16 protein-coding genes and 8 tRNA genes are annotated in these 19,964 nt (G+C 42.2%); 17 read left to right on the top strand and 7 right to left on the bottom strand.

Annotated features, from left to right (window positions below; all coding sequences use genetic code 11):
• Positions 1-58: 58 nt before the first annotated feature.
• Genes ACWQ4X_RS03445 through ACWQ4X_RS03455 form a run of 3 tightly spaced genes read right to left on the bottom strand, consistent with a single transcriptional unit; the run spans position 59 to position 4,958 of the window.
• The gene (locus tag ACWQ4X_RS03445) at positions 59-3,163 is read right to left on the bottom strand and encodes an efflux RND transporter permease subunit (RefSeq protein WP_457902736.1); all 3,105 of its coding nucleotides are present in this window, start codon (positions 3,161-3,163) and stop codon (positions 59-61) included.
• A 15-nt stretch (positions 3,164-3,178) separates the two neighbouring features.
• Complete coding sequence (locus tag ACWQ4X_RS03450) at positions 3,179-4,288, bottom strand: efflux RND transporter periplasmic adaptor subunit (protein ID WP_457902737.1); 1,110 nt, start codon at positions 4,286-4,288, stop codon at positions 3,179-3,181.
• A gap of 28 nt (positions 4,289-4,316) precedes the next feature.
• Entirely contained in the window at positions 4,317-4,958 is a 642-nt protein-coding gene (locus ACWQ4X_RS03455; protein ID WP_457902738.1) for a hypothetical protein, read from the bottom strand.
• A 281-nt stretch (positions 4,959-5,239) separates the two neighbouring features.
• Here ACWQ4X_RS03455 and pilG point away from each other — a divergent pair, with 281 nt between their 5' ends.
• From pilG to ACWQ4X_RS03485, 6 genes are all read left to right on the top strand, one after another.
• Entirely contained in the window at positions 5,240-5,623 is a 384-nt protein-coding gene (pilG, locus tag ACWQ4X_RS03460; RefSeq protein ID WP_004723803.1) for a twitching motility response regulator PilG, read from the top strand.
• Between the two features lie 20 nt (positions 5,624-5,643).
• A complete protein-coding gene (locus ACWQ4X_RS03465) occupies positions 5,644-6,012 on the top strand; it encodes a response regulator (RefSeq protein WP_100242727.1) in 369 nt (122 codons plus the stop codon).
• Positions 6,013-6,015: 3 nt separating this feature from the next.
• On the top strand, positions 6,016-6,552 hold the full coding sequence (locus ACWQ4X_RS03470) for a chemotaxis protein CheW (RefSeq protein WP_100242728.1): 537 nt from the start codon (positions 6,016-6,018) through the stop codon (positions 6,550-6,552).
• 47 nt (positions 6,553-6,599) lie between these two features.
• Positions 6,600-8,672: a methyl-accepting chemotaxis protein gene (locus ACWQ4X_RS03475; protein ID WP_100242729.1), complete on the top strand. Its 2,073-nt coding sequence runs from the start codon at positions 6,600-6,602 to the stop codon at positions 8,670-8,672.
• A 157-nt stretch (positions 8,673-8,829) separates the two neighbouring features.
• On the top strand, positions 8,830-13,326 hold the full coding sequence (locus tag ACWQ4X_RS03480; protein WP_457902739.1) for an Hpt domain-containing protein: 4,497 nt from the start codon (positions 8,830-8,832) through the stop codon (positions 13,324-13,326).
• A gap of 4 nt (positions 13,327-13,330) precedes the next feature.
• A complete protein-coding gene (locus ACWQ4X_RS03485) occupies positions 13,331-13,795 on the top strand; it encodes a hypothetical protein (protein ID WP_457902740.1) in 465 nt (154 codons plus the stop codon).
• Between the two features lie 64 nt (positions 13,796-13,859).
• Here the strand turns inward: ACWQ4X_RS03485 and dapE are convergent, their stop codons facing one another.
• The 3 genes from dapE to ACWQ4X_RS03500 form a co-directional block, all read right to left on the bottom strand.
• Complete coding sequence (gene dapE / locus ACWQ4X_RS03490; RefSeq protein ID WP_457902741.1) at positions 13,860-14,993, bottom strand: succinyl-diaminopimelate desuccinylase; 1,134 nt, start codon at positions 14,991-14,993, stop codon at positions 13,860-13,862.
• Positions 14,994-15,111: 118 nt separating this feature from the next.
• The gene (locus tag ACWQ4X_RS03495) at positions 15,112-15,252 is read right to left on the bottom strand and encodes an entericidin A/B family lipoprotein (RefSeq protein WP_100242733.1); all 141 of its coding nucleotides are present in this window, start codon (positions 15,250-15,252) and stop codon (positions 15,112-15,114) included.
• Between the two features lie 121 nt (positions 15,253-15,373).
• Positions 15,374-16,246, bottom strand: a complete 873-nt coding sequence (locus ACWQ4X_RS03500; RefSeq protein WP_457902742.1) for a DUF1853 family protein — start codon at positions 16,244-16,246, stop codon at positions 15,374-15,376.
• Between the two features lie 96 nt (positions 16,247-16,342).
• Here ACWQ4X_RS03500 and ACWQ4X_RS03505 point away from each other — a divergent pair, with 96 nt between their 5' ends.
• From ACWQ4X_RS03505 to ACWQ4X_RS03555, 11 genes are all read left to right on the top strand, one after another.
• On the top strand, positions 16,343-16,708 hold the full coding sequence (locus ACWQ4X_RS03505) for a YbaN family protein (RefSeq protein WP_457902743.1): 366 nt from the start codon (positions 16,343-16,345) through the stop codon (positions 16,706-16,708).
• 51 nt (positions 16,709-16,759) lie between these two features.
• Positions 16,760-17,266 (top strand): cell wall-recycling L,D-carboxypeptidase ElsL, encoded by a 507-nt coding sequence (elsL, locus tag ACWQ4X_RS03510; RefSeq protein WP_100242736.1) that lies wholly within the window; start codon positions 16,760-16,762, stop codon positions 17,264-17,266.
• A gap of 286 nt (positions 17,267-17,552) precedes the next feature.
• Positions 17,553-17,628: transfer RNA gene (locus tag ACWQ4X_RS03515), tRNA-Val, on the top strand.
• 25 nt (positions 17,629-17,653) lie between these two features.
• Positions 17,654-17,730 (top strand) — tRNA-Asp (locus tag ACWQ4X_RS03520).
• A 49-nt stretch (positions 17,731-17,779) separates the two neighbouring features.
• Positions 17,780-17,856, top strand: a tRNA-Asp gene (locus ACWQ4X_RS03525).
• Between the two features lie 22 nt (positions 17,857-17,878).
• Positions 17,879-17,954, top strand: a tRNA-Val gene (locus ACWQ4X_RS03530).
• Positions 17,955-17,967: 13 nt separating this feature from the next.
• Positions 17,968-18,044: transfer RNA gene (locus tag ACWQ4X_RS03535), tRNA-Asp, on the top strand.
• A gap of 95 nt (positions 18,045-18,139) precedes the next feature.
• Positions 18,140-18,215, top strand: a tRNA-Val gene (locus ACWQ4X_RS03540).
• Positions 18,216-18,259: 44 nt separating this feature from the next.
• Positions 18,260-18,336: transfer RNA gene (locus ACWQ4X_RS03545), tRNA-Asp, on the top strand.
• Between the two features lie 95 nt (positions 18,337-18,431).
• A tRNA-Val gene (locus tag ACWQ4X_RS03550) sits at positions 18,432-18,507 on the top strand.
• A gap of 77 nt (positions 18,508-18,584) precedes the next feature.
• Complete coding sequence (locus ACWQ4X_RS03555; RefSeq protein ID WP_457902744.1) at positions 18,585-19,046, top strand: DUF2750 domain-containing protein; 462 nt, start codon at positions 18,585-18,587, stop codon at positions 19,044-19,046.
• 3 nt (positions 19,047-19,049) lie between these two features.
• On the opposite strand, the gene ACWQ4X_RS03560 is transcribed toward ACWQ4X_RS03555, so the two are convergent.
• Complete coding sequence (locus tag ACWQ4X_RS03560) at positions 19,050-19,835, bottom strand: YdcF family protein (RefSeq protein ID WP_457902745.1); 786 nt, start codon at positions 19,833-19,835, stop codon at positions 19,050-19,052.
• Positions 19,836-19,964: the final 129 nt, after the last annotated feature.

The raw sequence follows: 19,964 nt of genomic DNA on the forward strand, positions 1-19,964 counted from the left end.
ATCCAATCTAGAATGAATCGGTCATGCATTGCTGACCGATTCATTGAACTGCCATGGATTATGCCATGATTTTCTGTTTGAGACGAAGTAGAAAATTTTTAAAGTCATCTAAGTAAGTAAAGATCACAGGCACCACCACCAAGGTCAGCAGGGTAGAGGTAATCACTCCACCAATCACCGCATGTGCCATCGGGGCACTTTGTTCTCCGCCTTCACCCAATCCAAGCGCAAGCGGAATCATGCCCATCACCATGGCACTGGTGGTCATCAGAATCGGGCGTAAACGGGTTTTGCCTGCCTGAATAATGGCATCGTAACGGCTGCTTCCAGCTTCCATGGCTTTTTTAATAAAGTCGATCAGCAGGATGGCATTTTTGGTGACCAAACCCATCAGCATAATGATGCCGATGATCGAGAATAAGTTCATGGTCGAGTCAAATAAGAACAATGCCAGAAATACCCCAATTAAAGAGAGCGGCAGGGAGGCCATAATCGCGGCAGGATGGATAAAGCTATTAAACTGTGAACCCAAGACAATATAAATAAAGACAATCGACAGGGTAATCGCAGTGAGCGCATAGCCTGCGGATTCTGCCATATCGGCATTCGCGCCTTGTGTATCAAAGCTATAACCCGCAGGCAGTTTGAAGTTCTCCTGAATTTTCTGAATATCGGCACCAATGTCACCCGCAGGGCGTCCCGCAGTGTTGGCCTCGACTAACACTTCTCGCGCCAAATCACGTCGATTGATCTGAGAAGCCCCGAAGGTTTGTTCTAAGCTGGCAATGCTGCTGAGTGGCACCAAAATATTTTGTCCAGACCAATCCTGTTTAGTTGAATTAATGTATAAATTGCCGAGATCGCTCGGGAGGGTGCGCTGGCTTTCCGCGAGACGGACATTGACATCATAGCTTTCACCCTTTGCATCTTGCCAAGACGTGACATCATCTCCCGCAATTAAGGGGCGTACTACATTGGCAATTTGACTGACGGATAAGCCGAGGTCATTGGCTAGCACGCGATTAATATGCACCGCCAAAGTGGCTTTAGGCTCTTTCAGGGAACTTTCCAAATCGACTACACCTTGGACCTGAGCCACTTCTGCCATAAATTGATCGGAGATTTTTTGCAGTTGCGCTAAGTCAGTACCTTTAATCGAGATCATGATGGGCTTTTGACCACCAGAAACATTTTCATCGGCAGAGGCAACCGAAGTCACACGAATTCCGGCTATGCTTTGCAAGCGGTCACGGAATTCATTATTCAGTTGTACCAGCGTTTGACTGCGTTGCTGGCGCGGCGTGACTGTAACGCGCAGACTGACATGATTTTTTCCGCGATCTGTTGCACCATTAATCACGCCATAGGTGCCTAAAACTTCAGGATGCTGTCTTAAGATTTGTTCTACTTGTAGTAATTTGGCTTGTGAATATTCCAGTGAAGCATTCACAGGCGTCTCAAATTTAATCCGAATTTGGGCTTTATCTGGTGTCGGTACAAATTCGGTCCCAATCATTTTAGATAGGGCTAAAGCACCAAACAGCGAGGCAATCGCGATCGCAAGTGTAATCAAGCGAAAACGTAGTGCCAGTTTTAATAAATATTCGTAAAGTTGCGTTAAGCGGTCAATTTGTCTTGCAATTGCATCAAAAAAGCGTTGTAACAGGTTTGGTTTTGGGTCTTGTTGATGTCGGTCTGTCCAATGTGCTGAGAGCATCGGATCTAGGGTAAAACTGACAAACATGGAAATCAGCACAGCGGTACTGACGGTGACACCAAACTGATAAAAGAAACGCCCGATAATGCCCCCCATAAAGGCGACAGGTAGAAAAACTGCAACAATTGTCAGAGTCGTGGCTAAAACGGCTAATCCAATTTCTTTGGTACCGTCCAGAGCGGCAGTGACATGGTCTTTGCCCATATCGGCATGGCGGACAATATTTTCCCGGACCACAATCGCATCATCAATTAACAAGCCAATACTTAATGAGAGCGCCAGTAAAGTCATCATATTGATGCTAAAGCCGAAAGCCCAAATCATGGCTAAAGTGCCCAGCAAAGAGATAGGCAGAGTCATGCCTGTAATGATGGTGGAGCGGAACGAACCCAAAAACAGCAAGACAATCAATACGGCCAGTACTGCGCCTTCAAGAATGGTTCGAGTGACATCGCGAATACTGCCGCGAATGCTTTGAGAACTGTCGACTACGACCTTGGCACTGACGCCTTGTGGTAGTTGCTTTTCAATCTTGGCGAGGGCTTTGTAAGTACCATCCACCACTTGAATAATGTTGGAGTCCGAGTTACGTAACACATCGACAGAAACAGCAGGGTTGCCGTTTAAAAAAGCACTGGACTCAAGCTCTGCCTGACTGTCTTCAACAGTCGCGACTTGTTTGAGAAAAATCGGTGTCCCATTTTTTGTGGCAACAATCAGGTCTCCAAATCCATAGGGATGAATGATTTTGGATTTAATTTCAACCACAAGCTCTGAATTGGCTTGTTTAAGTGTGCCTCCAGGGACTTCAATATTTTCACTTTTCAGGGTGTTGATGACTTGGTCGATCCCGATGCCGTAGCTCTGTAACTTATAAGGATCAATCATAATTCGAATTTGGCGCTGACTATCGCCTAATAAATTGACTGCACCCACACCAGAAACCGTTTGTAACTCTGGCACAATGCGCTGATCGATATAAGTACTGAGTTCTCTTAGAGACTGGGTCTTCGACTCAAACACAATCGACATGATGGCACTGGCAGTCGGGTCATAACGTTCTACGACAGGGTCCTGAATTTCATCGCGAAATTCTGCCGTGACTGGGGCGATTTTGTCGCGAATATCTTGTGCCGCGACAGCAGAGGGGACATCTAAATTAAATTCCACAATAATCGTGGACAGTCCTTCGCTGGACTGCGAAATGACCTGCTTAAGCCCAGAAATGGTATTGATCTGATCTTCCATTTTCTTGGTAATTTCAGATTCAATGGTTTCAGGTGAAGCACCAGGGTAGGTGGTGTGAATAACGACAAAGGGGAAATCGACATCAGGAAATTCTTCCACGCTCATGCGTTGCCATGACGCTAAGCCAAGCACCATCAAAGACAACATCATCATGATGGTAAACACGGGATATTTTACACTGATTCGGGTTAACCACATTTTCAGGTCCTGAACTTATTTATTTTTTTGAATGGTCACAGTCTTGTGGATATCGCTATCGCTAAATTTGACGCGGCTAATCTGATCACCTGTCCTAAGACCTTCGACTACTGCAAGGTTCTCACTATAACGTTGTTCCAGAACATTGATGGGTATCCGTTCAATTTTTTGTTGACGGATGACCCAGACATAGGGGTTTTGCCCGAGGTCTAGAATGCTATCTAAGGGAATGAGTTGTCCTGAGACCGTGGCAGATGCCAGAATATTTCCTTCGACAAAGGCACCTATGCTGAGAGGATTTAATGCAGAATTCGGGCTAGCATAGAACTCAATTTGGCGACTATTTAAATCCGCTAGAGGGGATATTCGGCTCAGTGTTGCTTGTAGTTGCTCCGAATTGCCTTGCAGATGAAATTCAATTTTCTGTCCTACACGTAAGGCATTACGTTGATCACTGGGTAGGCGTGCCTGAAGTTCTAATCGAGTTGGATCGACAATTTCCAAAAGGGTTTGTCCAGCCGCAACGGTTTGACCTGGTTCTACTTGGCGTTTGGTGATGATCCCTGTAATTGGACTGCGTAAAGTACCATCTTGTTCGGCTTTAAGCGCAATATCAACCGCGGCTTGCTGTGCTTTGACATTTTCTAATTGTGCCTGATAGTCGACTTGGCTTTGTTCAAACTCTACTTTGGAAATGAAGCCTTGATTTAAAAGTCGCTGTTTGCGCTGCATCATGTTTTGAGCTAGTGTTGCCTGCGCTTTGGTTGCTGCTAAATTGGCTTTGGCTTGGGCTAAACGCGCTTCATTATCTTGATTGTTGAGCTGGACCAAGATTTGTCCTTGTTGCACTTTATCACCGACATCGGCTCGCACAGCAGTCGCTGTTGCAGTGACTTGGGATTGCAAACTGCTTTGATTCACAGCACGAATGCTGCCTGTGAAAGAGGTTTTCTCGACGGACTCACCGTAATTCACTGGTACTAAATCCTGCTGTATTAGCTCGATATTACTCTGGCTTGGCATAGCGGCAGTTTCAGATGGCTTTTGACAGGCTGTAAGTAAAAGGCTGGTCGCGATGCAGAGGCTCAGGGTTTTAAAATAAAATAATTGAGGGACAAGCTGCATCTAAACATCCTTTACTGAATTTTGCGTATTAGTTTTCCATCGCTTTTAAGCGCGCCACAATATTCGCGTACTCAGCCTGCGTATCACGATAGTTGTTTTGTAATGATTGAATCTGTTGCTTTTTATTGCTGATGTTTGTGGCATTGTTGGCCAGATTGCTTTTGAGAATAGCGGGTACAGGATCACCTTTTCGGAGGTACTCCATTTCTTGGCGTTTGAATAAAATACGATCACTTTGCAGTTGTTTAAGTTGATCTTGCTGAAAACTGATTTGTTTCTTGAGATAAGCTAGTGCATCATCTCGCTTTTTTATAGCAACTTGACTGCTGGTATATGCGCGTTTTAATCGTAAATCCGCTTCGCGCTGTTTGGCTTGTGCTGCCCGTTGTGGTGCTTTTTTCTCTTCTATAGCTGCATTATAAGCAAGGTTGCGTTTAATCACTTGCATATTGCGATCAAGTGCTTCATAACCATAGCGAATATGGTTCGGGGTCACATTGGTACTGATATTGGCGACACCTTTACTGTCGTAGTAGCGATACCAGACTGCTTTCACTTCCTCTGCGAAGGTAAATGCCGATTGTATGAATAAGAGGCTAAGCAGTAATAACCTTAAAGTTATTTCCTTTTTTGCAATGAAAGCAAGTCTGCAACTAAACTGACTTTTCATTGAGTCCCCCGCAAAGTTAAAGTTGACTAAATTACTTATTTTTAAGTAATAATAGAGTTATATTAGAACTAATCTGTACAATAAAAAACATCTATTCATTAAAAAAAAAATTGTGAGGAATTAAAGTGTGAAATTATTAGCTAAATTAGATAAAAGTGTCGATTAAGTTCAAAACTGTTCATTGAAAATACAAGTAAATATATGTTAAAAATGTTGGCAACTTGTAATAAAACTTCATATACCAAATGAATGTACATTCTAAAAATGGGACGGGTCATTAAATGGACGATAAATTTCAAAATCTAAAAGTCATGGTAATTGATGATTCAAAAACCATTCGTCGTACAGCAGAAACATTATTACAGCGTGAAGGTTGTGAAGTGGTCACCGCAGTAGATGGTTTTGAGGCATTGTCAAAAATTGCTGAAGCAAATCCGGATATTGTCTTTGTTGATATCATGATGCCGCGTTTAGATGGCTATCAAACTTGTGCACTCATCAAGAATTCACAAAATTATCAAAACATTCCAGTCATTATGCTATCGAGTAAAGATGGCTTATTTGATCAGGCTAAAGGTCGTGTTGTCGGTTCAGATGAATATTTAACAAAACCATTCAGTAAAGATGAACTATTAAACGCAATTCGTAATCACGTAACAGCATAAGTTTTGCATTGGGGAAGAGCATGGCTCGTATTTTGGTTGTAGATGATTCGCCTACAGAAACATTTCGTTTCAGAGAGATTTTAGGCAAGCACGGTTTTGAAGTGATTGAAGCTTCAAATGGTGCTGATGGGGTAACAATGGCGCAAGCTGAACTCCCTGATCTTGTGTTGATGGATGTGGTTATGCCAGGCGTAAATGGTTTTCAGGCGACGCGTCAAATTGCGCGTGGAGATACCACAAAACATATTCCAGTGGTTATTGTGAGTACCAAAGATCAGGCAACTGACCGTGTTTGGGGAAAACGTCAGGGTGCATGTGATTATTTGACTAAGCCTATTGATGAACAACAATTAATCGACACCATCAAGCAGCACCTCAACGCAGGATAAACTATGGCAGCGAACGGATTTATCGAATTACTTCGCTTGGCGAAACGTGGTAATAAAAACTACGTTTCAACCGAGAATGAAGTAAACCGATGGTCAGGGATTGCATTTGAAATGATGGGGCAATATTTCGTTGCCCCTTTAGGTGAGGTTTCGGAAGTTATTTATCCGCCAAAATATACGCCAGTGCCAAATACTCAATCATGGGTCATGGGATTGGCGAATATTCGTGGACGACTGCTTTCAGTTGCAGATTTAGCTCATTATATTTCTGGACATCGAAGCCAATATTCACCGACTCAAAAAGTCTTATGTATCAGTCATCATGATCATTATGTCGGTTTAGTCGTCGATCAGGTTTTGGGCATTCAACACTTTAATAAGAAAAGTTTCTTCTCTAAACACAATGATTTAGATAGTAATTTACAAGAATATTGCCAAGGGTATTTCCATCAGCATAACCAACAGTGGCATGTCTTCTTATTTAGTCGTTTATTGCAAAATCCAAAATACATGAACGCATCTATAAAACTTATAAATTAAATAGTCACACTCATTAAGAATGAAGGCGAAACTAGGGGAGAAGCTGCATGGGCTTTAAACTAAAAAAGAAAAATGCAGGTGAAAGTACCAACCGTGCGGGTGGTAATGCTTTAGTAGCAAAAATTCAATCACAGACGGAACAGTTTTCACGTGTATTCGGTGACAGTGAAAAGTCCAGACCATTAATTTTGGGTGCAGCGTTTTGTATCATCTTGGCCCTATTCCTTCTGTTATATCTTTTCTATAGCGTACCGCGTAATAACGAATTTACACGTAGCTTGGGTGATTTGCGTCTTTTGTCGCAAACGATTTCGCGTCAAGCAACTGAAGCAACCGCTTCAGGTACACCAGAATCGATCAAGAAATTAACAGACTCTCAAAAAGCTTTTGCTGAAAACTTAGAAACAGTTAACGATATTCATGCCAGTACACAAGCATTGCGTGAAGTTGATGAGCAATGGAAAAAAGTATCTGAAAATATTGATTTAATTGCGTCACAACAAAAAATCATTAACCAGTTATACGACACCAACATTGCCATCAGTGAAAGTATTCCAGGCATTCAGGCTGAATATAACTTGATGGTTGACCAAATGGCGCGTCAAAACATGCCAAGTAGTCAGGTTGTAATTGCAAAAAACCAGGTATTCATCGCAGAACGTATTTTACGTTCGATTAACTCGGTGTTAACAGGTACAACGAATTCAAGTGCTTCAGCAGATGACTTTAGTGCCGATACTGAAACATTCGGTTCGTATTTGAATGCACAAATTAATGGTAGTGCTGAGCTGGGTGTTCAACAGATTTCTGAGCCTGCATTACGTGAATCTTTAGATGGGATTAAAGCTGAGTATGATGAAGTATTAAAATCTGCTGCAGCAACAGTCTTAAAGAACTCTTCTCAAATTGTTAAAGTTCGCCAAGCATCATCTTCAATTTTTGAGCAGTCTGATGCCTTGTTAACTAACTTAAACAAGTTATCTGGTGGTACAGGTTGGGCAATTGCAATTCCAGCATTGGGCTTAATTCTGGCACTGATTGGTTTCTTATTCTGCGTATTTAAATTACTTGTACTTCGTGGTGAAGCCGATAAAGTACGTGTATCACGTCTACAAGAAGAATATGACCGTAACCAGAACGCGATTTTACGTTTACTAGATGAAATCGCCGACTTAGCGGACGGTGACTTACGTTCATATGCAACGGTATCAGAAGACTTTACTGGTGCAATTGCCGACTCGATTAACTTCGCGATTGACCAGTTACGTGAGTTGGTATCGCGTATTACGGAAACGTCTGCAGAAGTTGCACACTATACGCAAAACACGCAGATCATTACCAACCAGTTAGCGGAAGCTTCTGAGCATCAGGCGCAAGAAATTGCTGGCGCATCTGCTGCGATTAACGAAATGGCAATGTCCATTGACCAAGTATCTGCAAACGCATCTGAATCTGCTACGGTAGCAGAACGTTCGGTACATATTGCATCGAATGGTGCAGACGTTGTAAACCGTTCAATCGAAGGTATGGATATCATTCGTGAACAGATTCAAGAAACGTCTAAGCGTATTAAGCGCTTGGGTGAATCTTCACAGGAAATTGGTAACATCGTTGCCTTGATTAACGATATTGCCGACCAAACGAACATCTTGGCATTAAACGCTGCAATTCAAGCATCGATGGCAGGTGAGGCTGGTCGTGGTTTCGCGGTTGTAGCCGACGAAGTCCAGCGTCTAGCAGAACGTTCAGCATCGGCAACCAAGCAGATTGAAACACTGGTTAAAACGATTCAGACGGATACCAACGAAGCGGTTATTTCGATGGAGCAAACCACTTCTGAGGTTGTACGTGGTGCGAACTTGTCTAAAGATGCGGGTGTTGCACTAGATGAGATTCAAAGCGTATCGGGCAACTTGGCGAAACTGATTGCGAGCATTTCTGATGCAGCAAAACTTCAGTCAGCATCTGCGGGTCATATTGCAACTACGATGAACGTTGTACAAGAGATTACCTCTCAAACCACGACAGCAACGTTCGACACAGCACGTTCGGTTTCTGAGCTTGCCAACATGGCGGAATCTTTACGTGAATCTGTAACGGACTTCAAACTACCTGAATAAGTTAGCTATTTAAGGGAATTCCGAGCACTTCAAGTTCGGAATTCCCATCTAGTTTTAAGCATCGACCCGAGGGACTTTGAGCATGAAGTTCAGCGTGATGATTACACTCAGGTTTGAGCGCCTTTTATGGTGGCAAAGAACGTAAGAAGCCAAAGCTATGAAAGAAATATTAAAAAATTTAGTCGATACGACAACGCTTCCAGAAGATAGTTATCTTGAACAAGATGCTGAAATTCTCGAGATCTTTGTAGAAGAAATTGAAGAAATTTTTGAAGAGCTAGACAGCGTTTTTGCGCAATGGTTAGCGAATCCCTCAGATCAAGACACCTTAACGATCATTCGTCGCCACTTTCATACATTGAAAGGTTCGGGTCGTATGGTGGGAGCAAAATCTGCAGGTGAGCTGGCGTGGTCTGTGGAAGATACATTAAATCGTGTCATTTTTGGTTCAGTGGTGCTAGATAGCAAGATCCAAAAATTTGCCGAAACGGTTTACCGTATTTTCCAGTACAAGCTGTATCCTCAGTTTAAATCGGTTCAAGCAATTGAAATTGACTTAAGACCATTGGTGCTTCTAGGGCAGCAATTGCAGCAAGGGCTTACCCTTGAGCCTGCATTGGAAGAGTTATTGTTATTGGCGGATCAACTGCATTCTCCAGAACAAATGACGGGACTTGAATTTACTTCAGCTGAAACGGAACAGGTGCTAGAAGAAGCATTAGTAGCAGTAGAGGCACAAGAAGAATCTATTCAAGAAAGCACTGATCTTCAAGAAGTTACGACTTCAATCTTTATTGAAGAGGCAGAAGAGCATCTAGCGACCATTGATCACTTCTTAAAACAAGAAGCGGATGAAGTGCCAGATTATAATGGGCTGATTCGTGCATTGCATACCTTGCGCGGTAGCTCATCGATGGCACATATCCAGCAAATTTTTGATGCCAGTTCTAAAGTTGAAAATTTATTCAAGACGCTATTACAAGAAGATATTGTTTCGAGTTCAAACGAAACGGCATTGTTAATTCAATATGCTGAATTTGTACGCGATTTCTTACATATCCTCCGTCAAGGAAAACTTGAAGACCTGAGCCAAATTGATCGAACCTTTAATCAGGCATGGGAAGATTATGGCTTTAATCAAGAAGACTTTGATGCTACAGCCAATCCACAAGGTTTAGTCTCTCAGCTCATTGAATTAGATATTGATCTGTTATTGGATGCGGAACTTGAATTTGAAAAACGTGCGAAAACTGAATTCCCTGCGTATATTGAGCAGCTAAGTCAAAAGGCTCAGTTACTGGCTGAGCATACCGATAATCGTGCTTCGCAGGGTATTCATGCGTTTGTACAGACTTTAGATGAATGCTATCAAGCATTACTTGCCAAAGCAGCGTTATTAACTATTGATTATGCCTATGAGTTATTTGCTCAGGCACATCAGGAATTTATTTACCTGTTCGATACTTTAGCAGCAGGACAGCGTATTAGCCTGTCTGAGCAAGCACAGCATGTTCTTCAAAATTTAACTGCATTTGTGCAGCAGGATTTGGAGATTTTTGATGAGGCTGAGCTTAGTACGTTAGAAGATGCTGTTTCAACTACGCTTGAAACACCAACGCCTGTTGAAGAAAGCACAAAAGGGACTACAGTCGACTTTGCGGTACTGTCTAAACGTCTTCATAGCGATGCTCAACTGGTCGATGCAGAAGATGCGAACCGTCAATTTGATGATGATCTGCTGGATATTTTCCTTGAAGAAGCAGATGAATTGCTCATGGGGATTGACCAAGATGTCCAGACTTGGAGTCATGATCAGTCGAATACGGCAGCACTGAATAATTTGATGCGTTATTTGCATACCTTAAAGGGTGGTGCAAATATGATTCAAGCCACTCATATTGGTTTAATCTCGCATGAGCTAGAAACCATTTATGAGCGAATTATCAATCAGCAAATCCAAGCTTCACCTGCTTTGATTCAAATTATTCGCTTGGTTCAGGACAATATTGCGGATCGTATTCAAATCATTCGCGAACAACATGTCGATTATCCGGCACCAGAAGCCATTGATATTCTGAATAATATTGAAGCCTTGGTAGCGGGTGTTGCAGTATCGACAGTTACTGAAACTGTGGTTGAGCATAAGCAACCAGCAGTGGAACATGTCGCAGCCTATGCGACCACCTCTGTAGATGCACCGGTGTCACCACCTGTACAGCCTGTAATGACTCCTGTAGTAGAAGAAGAGGACGAGGAAATTGTTGCTTGGGTTGCGCCGAAAGATGTGGTGCAGTCTTTAGCTTCAGAAGAAGATGACAGTGTACGCTCAATTGTTGAGGAAACTTTCCTTGAAGAAGCAGCTGAAATCTTCGATACGATGGAGTCGTTACTGCAACAGTGGATTGAACAACGTAGTGACCGTAGTTTATTACTTCAATTACAACGTGCAGCGCACAGCCTGAAAGGTGGTGCACGTATGGCTGAAATTGAAGCTGTAGGTGCAATTTCCTATCGTTTAGAAAGTGCTTTTGAACAGTTTGCAGTGCATCATTTCAATTCGAATGTCTATGATCCATTGTTAAAAACCACTATTGCATGGTTAAGACATGCGATTTTTGAACATGATTACAGTAATTTTGATAGCTTGAAGGCAAGTCTGGAAGCGATTGAGTATGCGGATGTCACAGTTCAATTACCAACACGTAATACCCCAGCTCAAGCGCAAATTACAGCTCCAAGCTTCGAATTTATTCAGGGTGATGGTACTGAGCCACCAGCCATGATGGGCGAGTGGGAGAGCTCTGGTCAATCGGATCAATCCAATGAAATGATTCGAATTTCAGCTGATCTGATTGAAAAAATGATTGATCTATCAGGTGAGAATTCGATTAACCGTTCACGTATTGAAATGGACCTTGGTCAATTAGGCAATACCTTGAATGAAATGGAGTTGGCGATTAAACGTCTAGCCGACCAGTTACGTCGAATGGAAGGTGAGTTAGAGTCTCAAATTATTGCCAAACACGGCAGTGACGTCGGACGCTATGCTGACTTTGACCCGCTTGAAATGGACCAATATTCATCGCTAAATCAATTGTCTAAGTCATTGGCGGAATCTGCATCGGATTTGGTCGACTTCAAGACGACGTTGGCTGAAAAAATCCGTGATACTGAAGGTTTGTTACTGCAACAATCGCGTATTCAGGCAGAGATTCAAGAAGGCTTAATGCGAACCCGTTTGGTTCCATTCTCGCGTTTATTGCCACGATTACAACGTATTGTGCGTCAAACAGCTTCTACCCTAAATCGCCCTGCAGAATTGCTTGTCAACAATACTGAAGGCGAGTTAGACCGTACCATTCTCGAGCGTTTGGTGACACCGCTGGAACATATGTTACGTAATGCGGTCGATCATGGTATTGAAGATCCTGAACAACGTCAGTTAGCCCATAAACCTGAAGTTGGGAAAATTGAACTCAATATCAGCCGTCAAGGTACGGATGTGGTGGTTGAATTCCATGATGATGGTAAAGGGATTGATGTTGCCAAAATCAAAGAGAAAGCCATTTCTTTAGGTTTGATGAAAGCCGATCAGCAGCTTGAAAAGCAGGAAATTCTACAGTTTATTTTCCATCCTGGATTCAGTACAGCCCAGCAAGTGACGCAAATTTCAGGTCGTGGCGTAGGTCTTGACGTGGTGCAGAGTGCCATTAAAGCGCTTGGTGGTCATGTCACGGTAGATTCGACTTTTGGCAAAGGCACCAGCTTTAGCATTCGCGTACCAACAACGGTAGCTGTAAGCGATGCCTTGATGGTAAAATCTGGCGATCAGCAGTTTGCGGTTCCGTTGGCGCAGATTGAACGTATTGTTCGAATTGCACCGGCTGCCTTGGAAAGTTACTTCAACAGTAAAGACGACTACTTCAAGATTGATAATGAAAGTTACAAACTCCGCTATCTATCAGAGTTTGTCTCTAATCAGCCTTTACCTCGCTTGGGCAGCATTGCGCATTCATTGCCAGTATTATTAATTAAAGGCAATAGTGGTCAAACCATTGCCTTATTGGTCGATCAGTTGATTGGTTCGCGTGCGCAAATTGTGGTGAAACCAATTGGTCAGCAATTCTCTGCCATTGGTGCTATTGCGGGTGCGACGATTCTGGGTGATGGTCAAGTGTGTCTGATTCTGGATGGACAGAATATTGCGCGTCAGATCCAAACTACACAACGTGTGAAGCATGCCAATGATCAGCGTGATACCTACCGTTATAATGATACACGTCGTTTAATTATGATCGTGGATGACTCGGTGACGGTACGTAAGGTAACTTCGCGTCTGTTGGAGCGTCAGGGTTATGATTTCGTGACTGCAAAAGATGGTGTCGATGCCATGGAACAGTTGGAAAATGTGAAACCAGACTTAATGCTGCTGGATATTGAAATGCCGCGTATGGATGGTTTTGAAGTAACTAACTTGATTCGTCACCATGAAGTGCATAAGCAGTTGCCAATTATCATGATTACCTCACGTACAGGTGAAAAACATCGTGAACGTGCATTCAGTTTGGGTGTAACTCACTATATGGGTAAACCATTCCAAGAGGCTGACTTGTTGAATAACATTGAAAGTCTATTGACAGTGAAACAGGGGTAAGGTGATGAGCGAAAATAGCGCGAGTAAATCGGTCTTAGATCAAATTAGTCAGCAAGAGTTACATCATCTCATTACTGTTTCTACAGGGTTTATCGATGCCTATATCATTCAATGCTATGGCAAAGTGGCAATGTTGTTACCACAGAATATTGTACTCTCTGCCTTAGATAGTCCAACGCATGTTGCTTCAGTGGAATGGCATGATGTTAAACTACCTGTTTATGCGGTGAATGATCCTGCTAAGAACTCTGGGGTTGCACTTGTAATTGAAGGGGATGAAATTGATCAGCGTTTTGCCCTGATGTGTAACGAGATGCCAAAATCGGTACGTGTACGTATTTCCGAGGTTGTTGATGAGGAAATGACAGTCACTGATCCAATGGTGTTCCAGTACGTACGCATGGGTGAGCAAACCTTTCAAGTTCCAAATGTCGCGCAGATTCAAACCAGTTTAGGCATTGGTTCATAATGCTTTAAAGAATAAAAAACCCATGTTCAACATGGGTTTTTTTATTGCTTATCTGGTAATGATCTTAAGCCAATAAGCCTTCAAGAATTTGCTCATAAATTTCGGCTAAAGGTTCTAAATCGTCTACATTCACATGCTCATCAATTTGGTGGATGCTGGCATTCAATACACCAAGTTCAAGTACTTGTGCACCTGTAGGGGCAATAAAACGACCATCTGAAGTACCACCACTGGTTGATAATTCAGTTTCACGACCCGTTACATTACGAATTGCATTTTTTGCTGAATTTACCAATTCACCTACAGGGGTCAAGAAGGGTAAGCCTGAGTGTGTCCAGTGAATTTCATAGGTCAAACCATGACGATCTAAAATTTCTAAAACACGTGCTTTCAACTCTTCAGCAGTCACTTCTGTTGAATAGCGGAAGTTAAAGGTTACAGTCATCGTGCCTGGTACAACATTAGTTGCACCTGTACCTGCCTGAATATTAGAGACTTGGAAAGACGTGGCAGGGAAGTATTCATTGCCTTGATCCCAAACCGTATCACATAGCTCAGCAACCGCTTTAGACGCCATATGAATCGGATTAATCGCAAGGTGTGGATAGGCAACGTGACCTTGTTTGCCTTTCACGGTTAAAACGGCATTTAAAGAACCACGACGACCATTTTTAACGATGTCGCCTAAATGATTAGTACTAGAAGGCTCACCCACTAAACACCATGTCATTTTTTCCTGACGTGCTTCTAGGGTTTCAATGACTTTCACTGTCCCGTTGATAGCAGGACCTTCTTCATCAGAGGTAATTAGAAACGCAATTGAACCTTTGTGGTTTGGATGTTTGCGAACAAAACGTTCGGAAGCAACCACCATCGCCGCAAGTGCAGTTTTCATATCTGCACTTCCACGCCCATACAACTTACCATCACGAATTTCGGGTACAAAAGGCTCTGAGTGCCATGCATTTAAATTGCCTGTAGGTACAACATCGGTATGCCCAGCAAAACAAAATACAGGAGATTCCGTCCCTTTACGCGCCCAAAGATTATCAACATCATCAAAACGCATTGATTCAATGTTAAAACCAATTTTTTCTAAGCGTTCGGCCATAATATTTTGGCAATTATGATCAACAGGCGTCACGGAAGGTTGACGCAGCAACTGTAAGCTAAGTTCGAGAGTTTCGGAGTGATTCATAGGAGGGGAAAGCAAATGAAAAATATGCGGCTATGATAGGCGAATCGAGTCAATAAAGGGAGTTTTGACATAAAAAAACCTTATCGTTTTGATAAGGTCTTGGATTGGCTTTACATGATTACAATTTATCCGCAGTTTTTTCCGCACTGTCCGTCACGACATCTCCAACTTTAGAGACGTCTTTACCCACACCTGCTACCGTATTACAACCTGCGAGAAAAAATGAAAGTAATAAGGAAATAGCGATCATTTTTTTCATGATTTACTCCAAAGCTCATTATCATTTATTGCATTAGATTAAAAAATAACCATGCTTGAAAGTAGTATCATTTCATTATAAAAAGGTTAAGGAATGTATAGCTGTATACATTCCGATTAGATTAAGCCCGATATTGCAGTAGCAGTCGATGACGATACATATAAAAATTTTGCTCATCAGCTTGCTGTTGATAGCAATATAAGCCATCTGTCCAAAGTTGCGGAGCATGACTACTTGGAGAGTCGTTTGGACACAGCCATTCGTGGCGTTGGAGTCGATGTGGCGTATAAGCCACAGGAATAAACTCATAACCCCATAAGCCGATTCTGCGCTGTAAATTAACCCAATCTGGGACTTGCTGAATAGTTGTATTCAGCGGCACATAAAGCTGACCTTTGAGCATGACAAAGCGTTGTTGAATAGGGTAGTCAAGTGCTTGATCAAACTGAAATTGCTTTTGAGTAAAGTGATTGAGCTTTCGTTTTAAGGTATCGGTACGGTTGAGTCCATACCAGTGCGAAAAGGAAAAATCGCATTCGGCTAAATAATATTTAAGAGCCACTTCCCAATGTTCAATCTGCTGGGTTTCAGTATTTTTCAGTAAAAAATCCAGTTCTCCGAGGGTTTTGGCTCCAGCAATTTGCTGAATACTGTGTCCAAGTAATTCATAAGGATGATAGTCAGAATCACGTAGCCAAAACCAGACAAACATTTCAAAGCGCAAACCTAAGCGTGTGCTTTTTAACTGGTTTAGAAAGTCTTCCAATTCATGTGGATGTTGATCTAAATATAATAATCTAGATTGATATAAGTGAAAGTATTGTTGCCAGACCGTTTCGGCATGCAATTGAAAAGGCTGATGAATCTGAAACTGATCGGGATAGGCTTTCAGAATATTGGGACTGGCAATGCTGAATGCCAGTTGTCGCACTAAGGGATTTTTAAAGTTCAACCATGGCTCAAAAAGATGGTCTTGTTGTAATGTCAAAAACATAGTGGAAACCAAAATGGCAGAACAATGTACAGAATTTAAAAAGGATAAAGTGTAAAAACATTTTATACTAGCGCAATTCTAGATTAGGGCTTGAAGATGAAGATATTGTTTTGGCGAAGTTTGGTGGTGCTCTTTGTCATCCTCGGCTTTATTGGAGCAATACTCCCAGGTATGCCAACAACAGTATTTTTAATTTTAGCTGCTTGGGCCGCTTCCAAGGGTTGGCCGCAGGTAGATGATTGGCTCATGAATCATCCTAAACATGGAGCAACACTGCGAGCATGGCGCGAAAATGGCACAGTCCCGCGTAAAGCCAAATGGATTGCTTCGATGATGATGCTGATCAGTGGTGTGATCATGTTATTTACTACGGCACCTTTTGCGGTCAAAGTATTTACGGATTTAACGATGCTGATTGTAGCGATTTGGTTATGGCTACGCCCTGAACCAGCAGTAAATTAAGTACGATCAGTTATGCTTATCCAGAGTCGCTCTTATACATAGGTTTCTCGAATGCAATATTCATTACAACAAGCAGATATTCTGATTGATTTGGCAGAACAAACCTTATTACTGCCTAAGCACAATAAATTTTATGTGATTTCTTCTGGAAAAAATGGCATTGGCGAGCAGGAGAATAGCGGTAAAACGCCTCGTGGCTGGCATGAAGTGGCGTTAAAGTTTGGTGAAAGTGCTCCCTTGAATGCAGTTTTTATCGCGCGTAAAGAAACAGGGGAAGTTTATGATCAAGAACTCGCGACTGAATTTCCTGAACGGGATTGGATTTTGTCACGCATTTTATGGTTGTCAGGTTTAGAGCCTAAATTTAATCAGGGCGAGGGTTGTGATACCTTCAATCGTTATATTTATATTCACGGTACACCTGATAGCGAACCTATGGGTATACCAATGTCACATGGCTGTATCCGAATGCGTAATCAAGATGTGGTCGAGTTGTTTGAGCTGATTCCAGAAAATGCCTTGGTCTATATTTCGGAACAGCGTTTGAATTTGAGTTAATCCTCTTGGGATTTTTTTTGCAAATAATTATCTGCGTAGAGAGATGAATTAAGTCAGATTGGAAGCAGGATAATGCTTGTTTCAGATTTTCATGTTGAAAACAAAAGAAAAGGGTAGAGTGAATTTTACACATATTTTCTAAATAACTTGCAGAATTTGCTTGTTTTTATAGCAAAACACTTATTTTTTAATCACTCAAACATAAAATCATGAAAACTGTGAGAAAAGCGTTTGACACTCGGTAAAGATTCTCTATAATGCACCTCACAAACGATGAAGACGTTAAGGGCGCTTAGCTCAGTTGGTAGAGCGTCTGCCTTACAAGCAGAATGTCGGCGGTTCGATCCCGTCAGCGCCCACCAAGCCTTTACGTTAAAGATCTTACGTGCAGCGGTAGTTCAGTTGGTTAGAATACCGGCCTGTCACGCCGGGGGTCGCGGGTTCGAGCCCCGTCCGCTGCGCCACTTAAGATGTTTAATATTGTTTGTACCACATTAGTGACTTTGTGTAAGTGCAGCGGTAGTTCAGTTGGTTAGAATACCGGCCTGTCACGCCGGGGGTCGCGGGTTCGAGCCCCGTCCGCTGCGCCATTTATACAAAATTATTTAATGAGGGCGCTTAGCTCAGTTGGTAGAGCGTCTGCCTTACAAGCAGAATGTCGGCGGTTCGATCCCGTCAGCGCCCACCATATTCTTTGCGATGCAGCGGTAGTTCAGTTGGTTAGAATACCGGCCTGTCACGCCGGGGGTCGCGGGTTCGAGCCCCGTCCGCTGCGCCATTTCAAAGAAATTATGCAACCTGACAAGTTGTGAAAGATAATACTTCGGGTTTATCTTGCATCCTAAAAATAGTGATGCTATTTTTAATGCCTTAGGGCGCTTAGCTCAGTTGGTAGAGCGTCTGCCTTACAAGCAGAATGTCGGCGGTTCGATCCCGTCAGCGCCCACCATAATTTTGACAGATTATGGATTATGGTTTTAAAGATTTCGTGTTGCAGCGGTAGTTCAGTTGGTTAGAATACCGGCCTGTCACGCCGGGGGTCGCGGGTTCGAGCCCCGTCCGCTGCGCCATTTTAATGTCTTATTTCCCTGAGTAAGATGTTTAATCCAGATAAAGAGCACTTTATCTCGGTTTTATAAAAATAGGTCTCTATTTTTATTCTTCAGGGCGCTTAGCTCAGTTGGTAGAGCGTCTGCCTTACAAGCAGAATGTCGGCGGTTCGATCCCGTCAGCGCCCACCATATATCTCTTATATATTGTCTCTACTGCGTCTTTTATATAGAATTTATTTCATAATAATTTCAATATAAAAATTTGTATGAGAAATCCTTATCAGCGTAAAGCTGCGCCTAAAACATCAAGTTTAAATGACAACGTGAAAGAACTTTATAAGCAGTTCATTGAAAATATGGTTGCACAAGGTTCAATTGTGGCTTTGTACCAAGAAGGCTGGGCAATTTGTACCACGCCAACTGGGCAACGTGGATTTCCAATTTGGCAAAATAAAAGCCTCGCCAAATTGATGATTAAAGATACTTGGGCAAATTATCAAGTTCAGGAAATTCCCATTAAGAATCTGGTCGAACAGCTTATTCCGTATTTACGTCAGCAAAAAACCACCATTTCAATGGATCTCACTCCTGATGGGCATAATTTGATGGTTTTGCCAGAAAAGTTTTTGTTAGATTTAAAAAATTATTTGTATCAACTGTATTTGCAAAAACCTGAGTTATTCCAGAGTATGAAGTTGCCTTTACCCCGTCAAATCCGTTTAAATTAATCCTTAAAATTCATTCAATAACCATCCACTAAGATAGGCGAAATATTCTCGTAGCCAAGAATTGTAGCGGTTCAGCAATGGTGTAGGGGCGGCAACAGCAATAATATGGCTATAGCCTTGTTTTTTGGCGATTGCAGCCGCTCTTAAAGTATGAAAATCACTGGTAACTACTGCAATCGGTTCATTGAGCTGAATATTCAGCTGATGCAAAATGGTTTGGCTATTTTTGAGATTTAAATCGGTGCTGGTGCTTTTATCTTCTAGCCAAATACGATTTGAGGCAATTGCATAGTTGTGCTGTACATACTTCGACATAATTTCTGCTTCGGTATATTGTTCTCTAAAATCCAGCCCACCCGTCATAATCATGGGAGTTTGGGGTTGTTGTTTCGCTAGTTCAGCTGCACGATCCAGACGTTGTGCTAAAGTTGCTGAGGGCTGTCCATTTTCAATACCACTGCCCAACACAATTATGGCTTTAACGGGTGCAATTTGAGCATGACTTTGAGTTGCTAGATGCAAATATATAAAGAAGCACAGTACAGTTATGCTCCAGAGTAGAAAACCTGCCCAGCTCAAACGCCAGAGCAGGGTTCGTAAAGGTGTTTTTTGAACAATGACCTGAATCTTCTGATAAAAAAGTGCAAAGCTGAGCAATCCGAATCCGATCAATACAGGAAGCAACGTACCTAAATGAATTTTATTAAGGCTGACTAAATAGATACCGTCAAGGAAAAGAATACTGCCGATAAAAGCTGAAATAAGCCGTTTAAATGGGATCAGTTGCATTGTTATTGATTAGAATCTGAAATGTTCAGATGGAATTGTAGCTTAATTCAGATGGGGAGATACTGATCTTTGCTCAGCATAAAAAAACCGAGCCCATGAGCGCTCGGTTTTTTGAATTTAGTTGACTAG

The organism is Acinetobacter sp. NigerLNRRAM0016, from assembly GCF_054112845.1.

Excerpts from the sequence above, each read along its gene's own strand:
- ACWQ4X_RS03495 (WP_100242733.1), bottom strand. The coding sequence starts at position 15,252 with ATGAAAAAAATGATCGCTATTTCCTTATTACTTTCATTTTTTCTCGCA.
- ACWQ4X_RS03480 (WP_457902739.1), top strand. The coding sequence starts at position 8,830 with ATGAAAGAAATATTAAAAAATTTAGTCGATACGACAACGCTTCCAGAA.
- dapE (WP_457902741.1), bottom strand. The coding sequence starts at position 14,993 with ATGAATCACTCCGAAACTCTCGAACTTAGCTTACAGTTGCTGCGTCAA.
- ACWQ4X_RS03465 (WP_100242727.1), top strand. The coding sequence starts at position 5,644 with ATGGCTCGTATTTTGGTTGTAGATGATTCGCCTACAGAAACATTTCGT.
- ACWQ4X_RS03445 (WP_457902736.1), bottom strand. The coding sequence starts at position 3,163 with ATGTGGTTAACCCGAATCAGTGTAAAATATCCCGTGTTTACCATCATG.
- pilG (WP_004723803.1), top strand. The coding sequence starts at position 5,240 with ATGGACGATAAATTTCAAAATCTAAAAGTCATGGTAATTGATGATTCA.
- ACWQ4X_RS03450 (WP_457902737.1), bottom strand. The coding sequence starts at position 4,288 with ATGCAGCTTGTCCCTCAATTATTTTATTTTAAAACCCTGAGCCTCTGC.
- ACWQ4X_RS03455 (WP_457902738.1), bottom strand. The coding sequence starts at position 4,958 with ATGAAAAGTCAGTTTAGTTGCAGACTTGCTTTCATTGCAAAAAAGGAA.
- ACWQ4X_RS03555 (WP_457902744.1), top strand. The coding sequence starts at position 18,585 with ATGAGAAATCCTTATCAGCGTAAAGCTGCGCCTAAAACATCAAGTTTA.
- ACWQ4X_RS03500 (WP_457902742.1), bottom strand. The coding sequence starts at position 16,246 with ATGTTTTTGACATTACAACAAGACCATCTTTTTGAGCCATGGTTGAAC.
- ACWQ4X_RS03475 (WP_100242729.1), top strand. The coding sequence starts at position 6,600 with ATGGGCTTTAAACTAAAAAAGAAAAATGCAGGTGAAAGTACCAACCGT.
- ACWQ4X_RS03505 (WP_457902743.1), top strand. The coding sequence starts at position 16,343 with ATGAAGATATTGTTTTGGCGAAGTTTGGTGGTGCTCTTTGTCATCCTC.
- ACWQ4X_RS03485 (WP_457902740.1), top strand. The coding sequence starts at position 13,331 with ATGAGCGAAAATAGCGCGAGTAAATCGGTCTTAGATCAAATTAGTCAG.
- ACWQ4X_RS03560 (WP_457902745.1), bottom strand. The coding sequence starts at position 19,835 with ATGCAACTGATCCCATTTAAACGGCTTATTTCAGCTTTTATCGGCAGT.
- ACWQ4X_RS03470 (WP_100242728.1), top strand. The coding sequence starts at position 6,016 with ATGGCAGCGAACGGATTTATCGAATTACTTCGCTTGGCGAAACGTGGT.
- elsL (WP_100242736.1), top strand. The coding sequence starts at position 16,760 with ATGCAATATTCATTACAACAAGCAGATATTCTGATTGATTTGGCAGAA.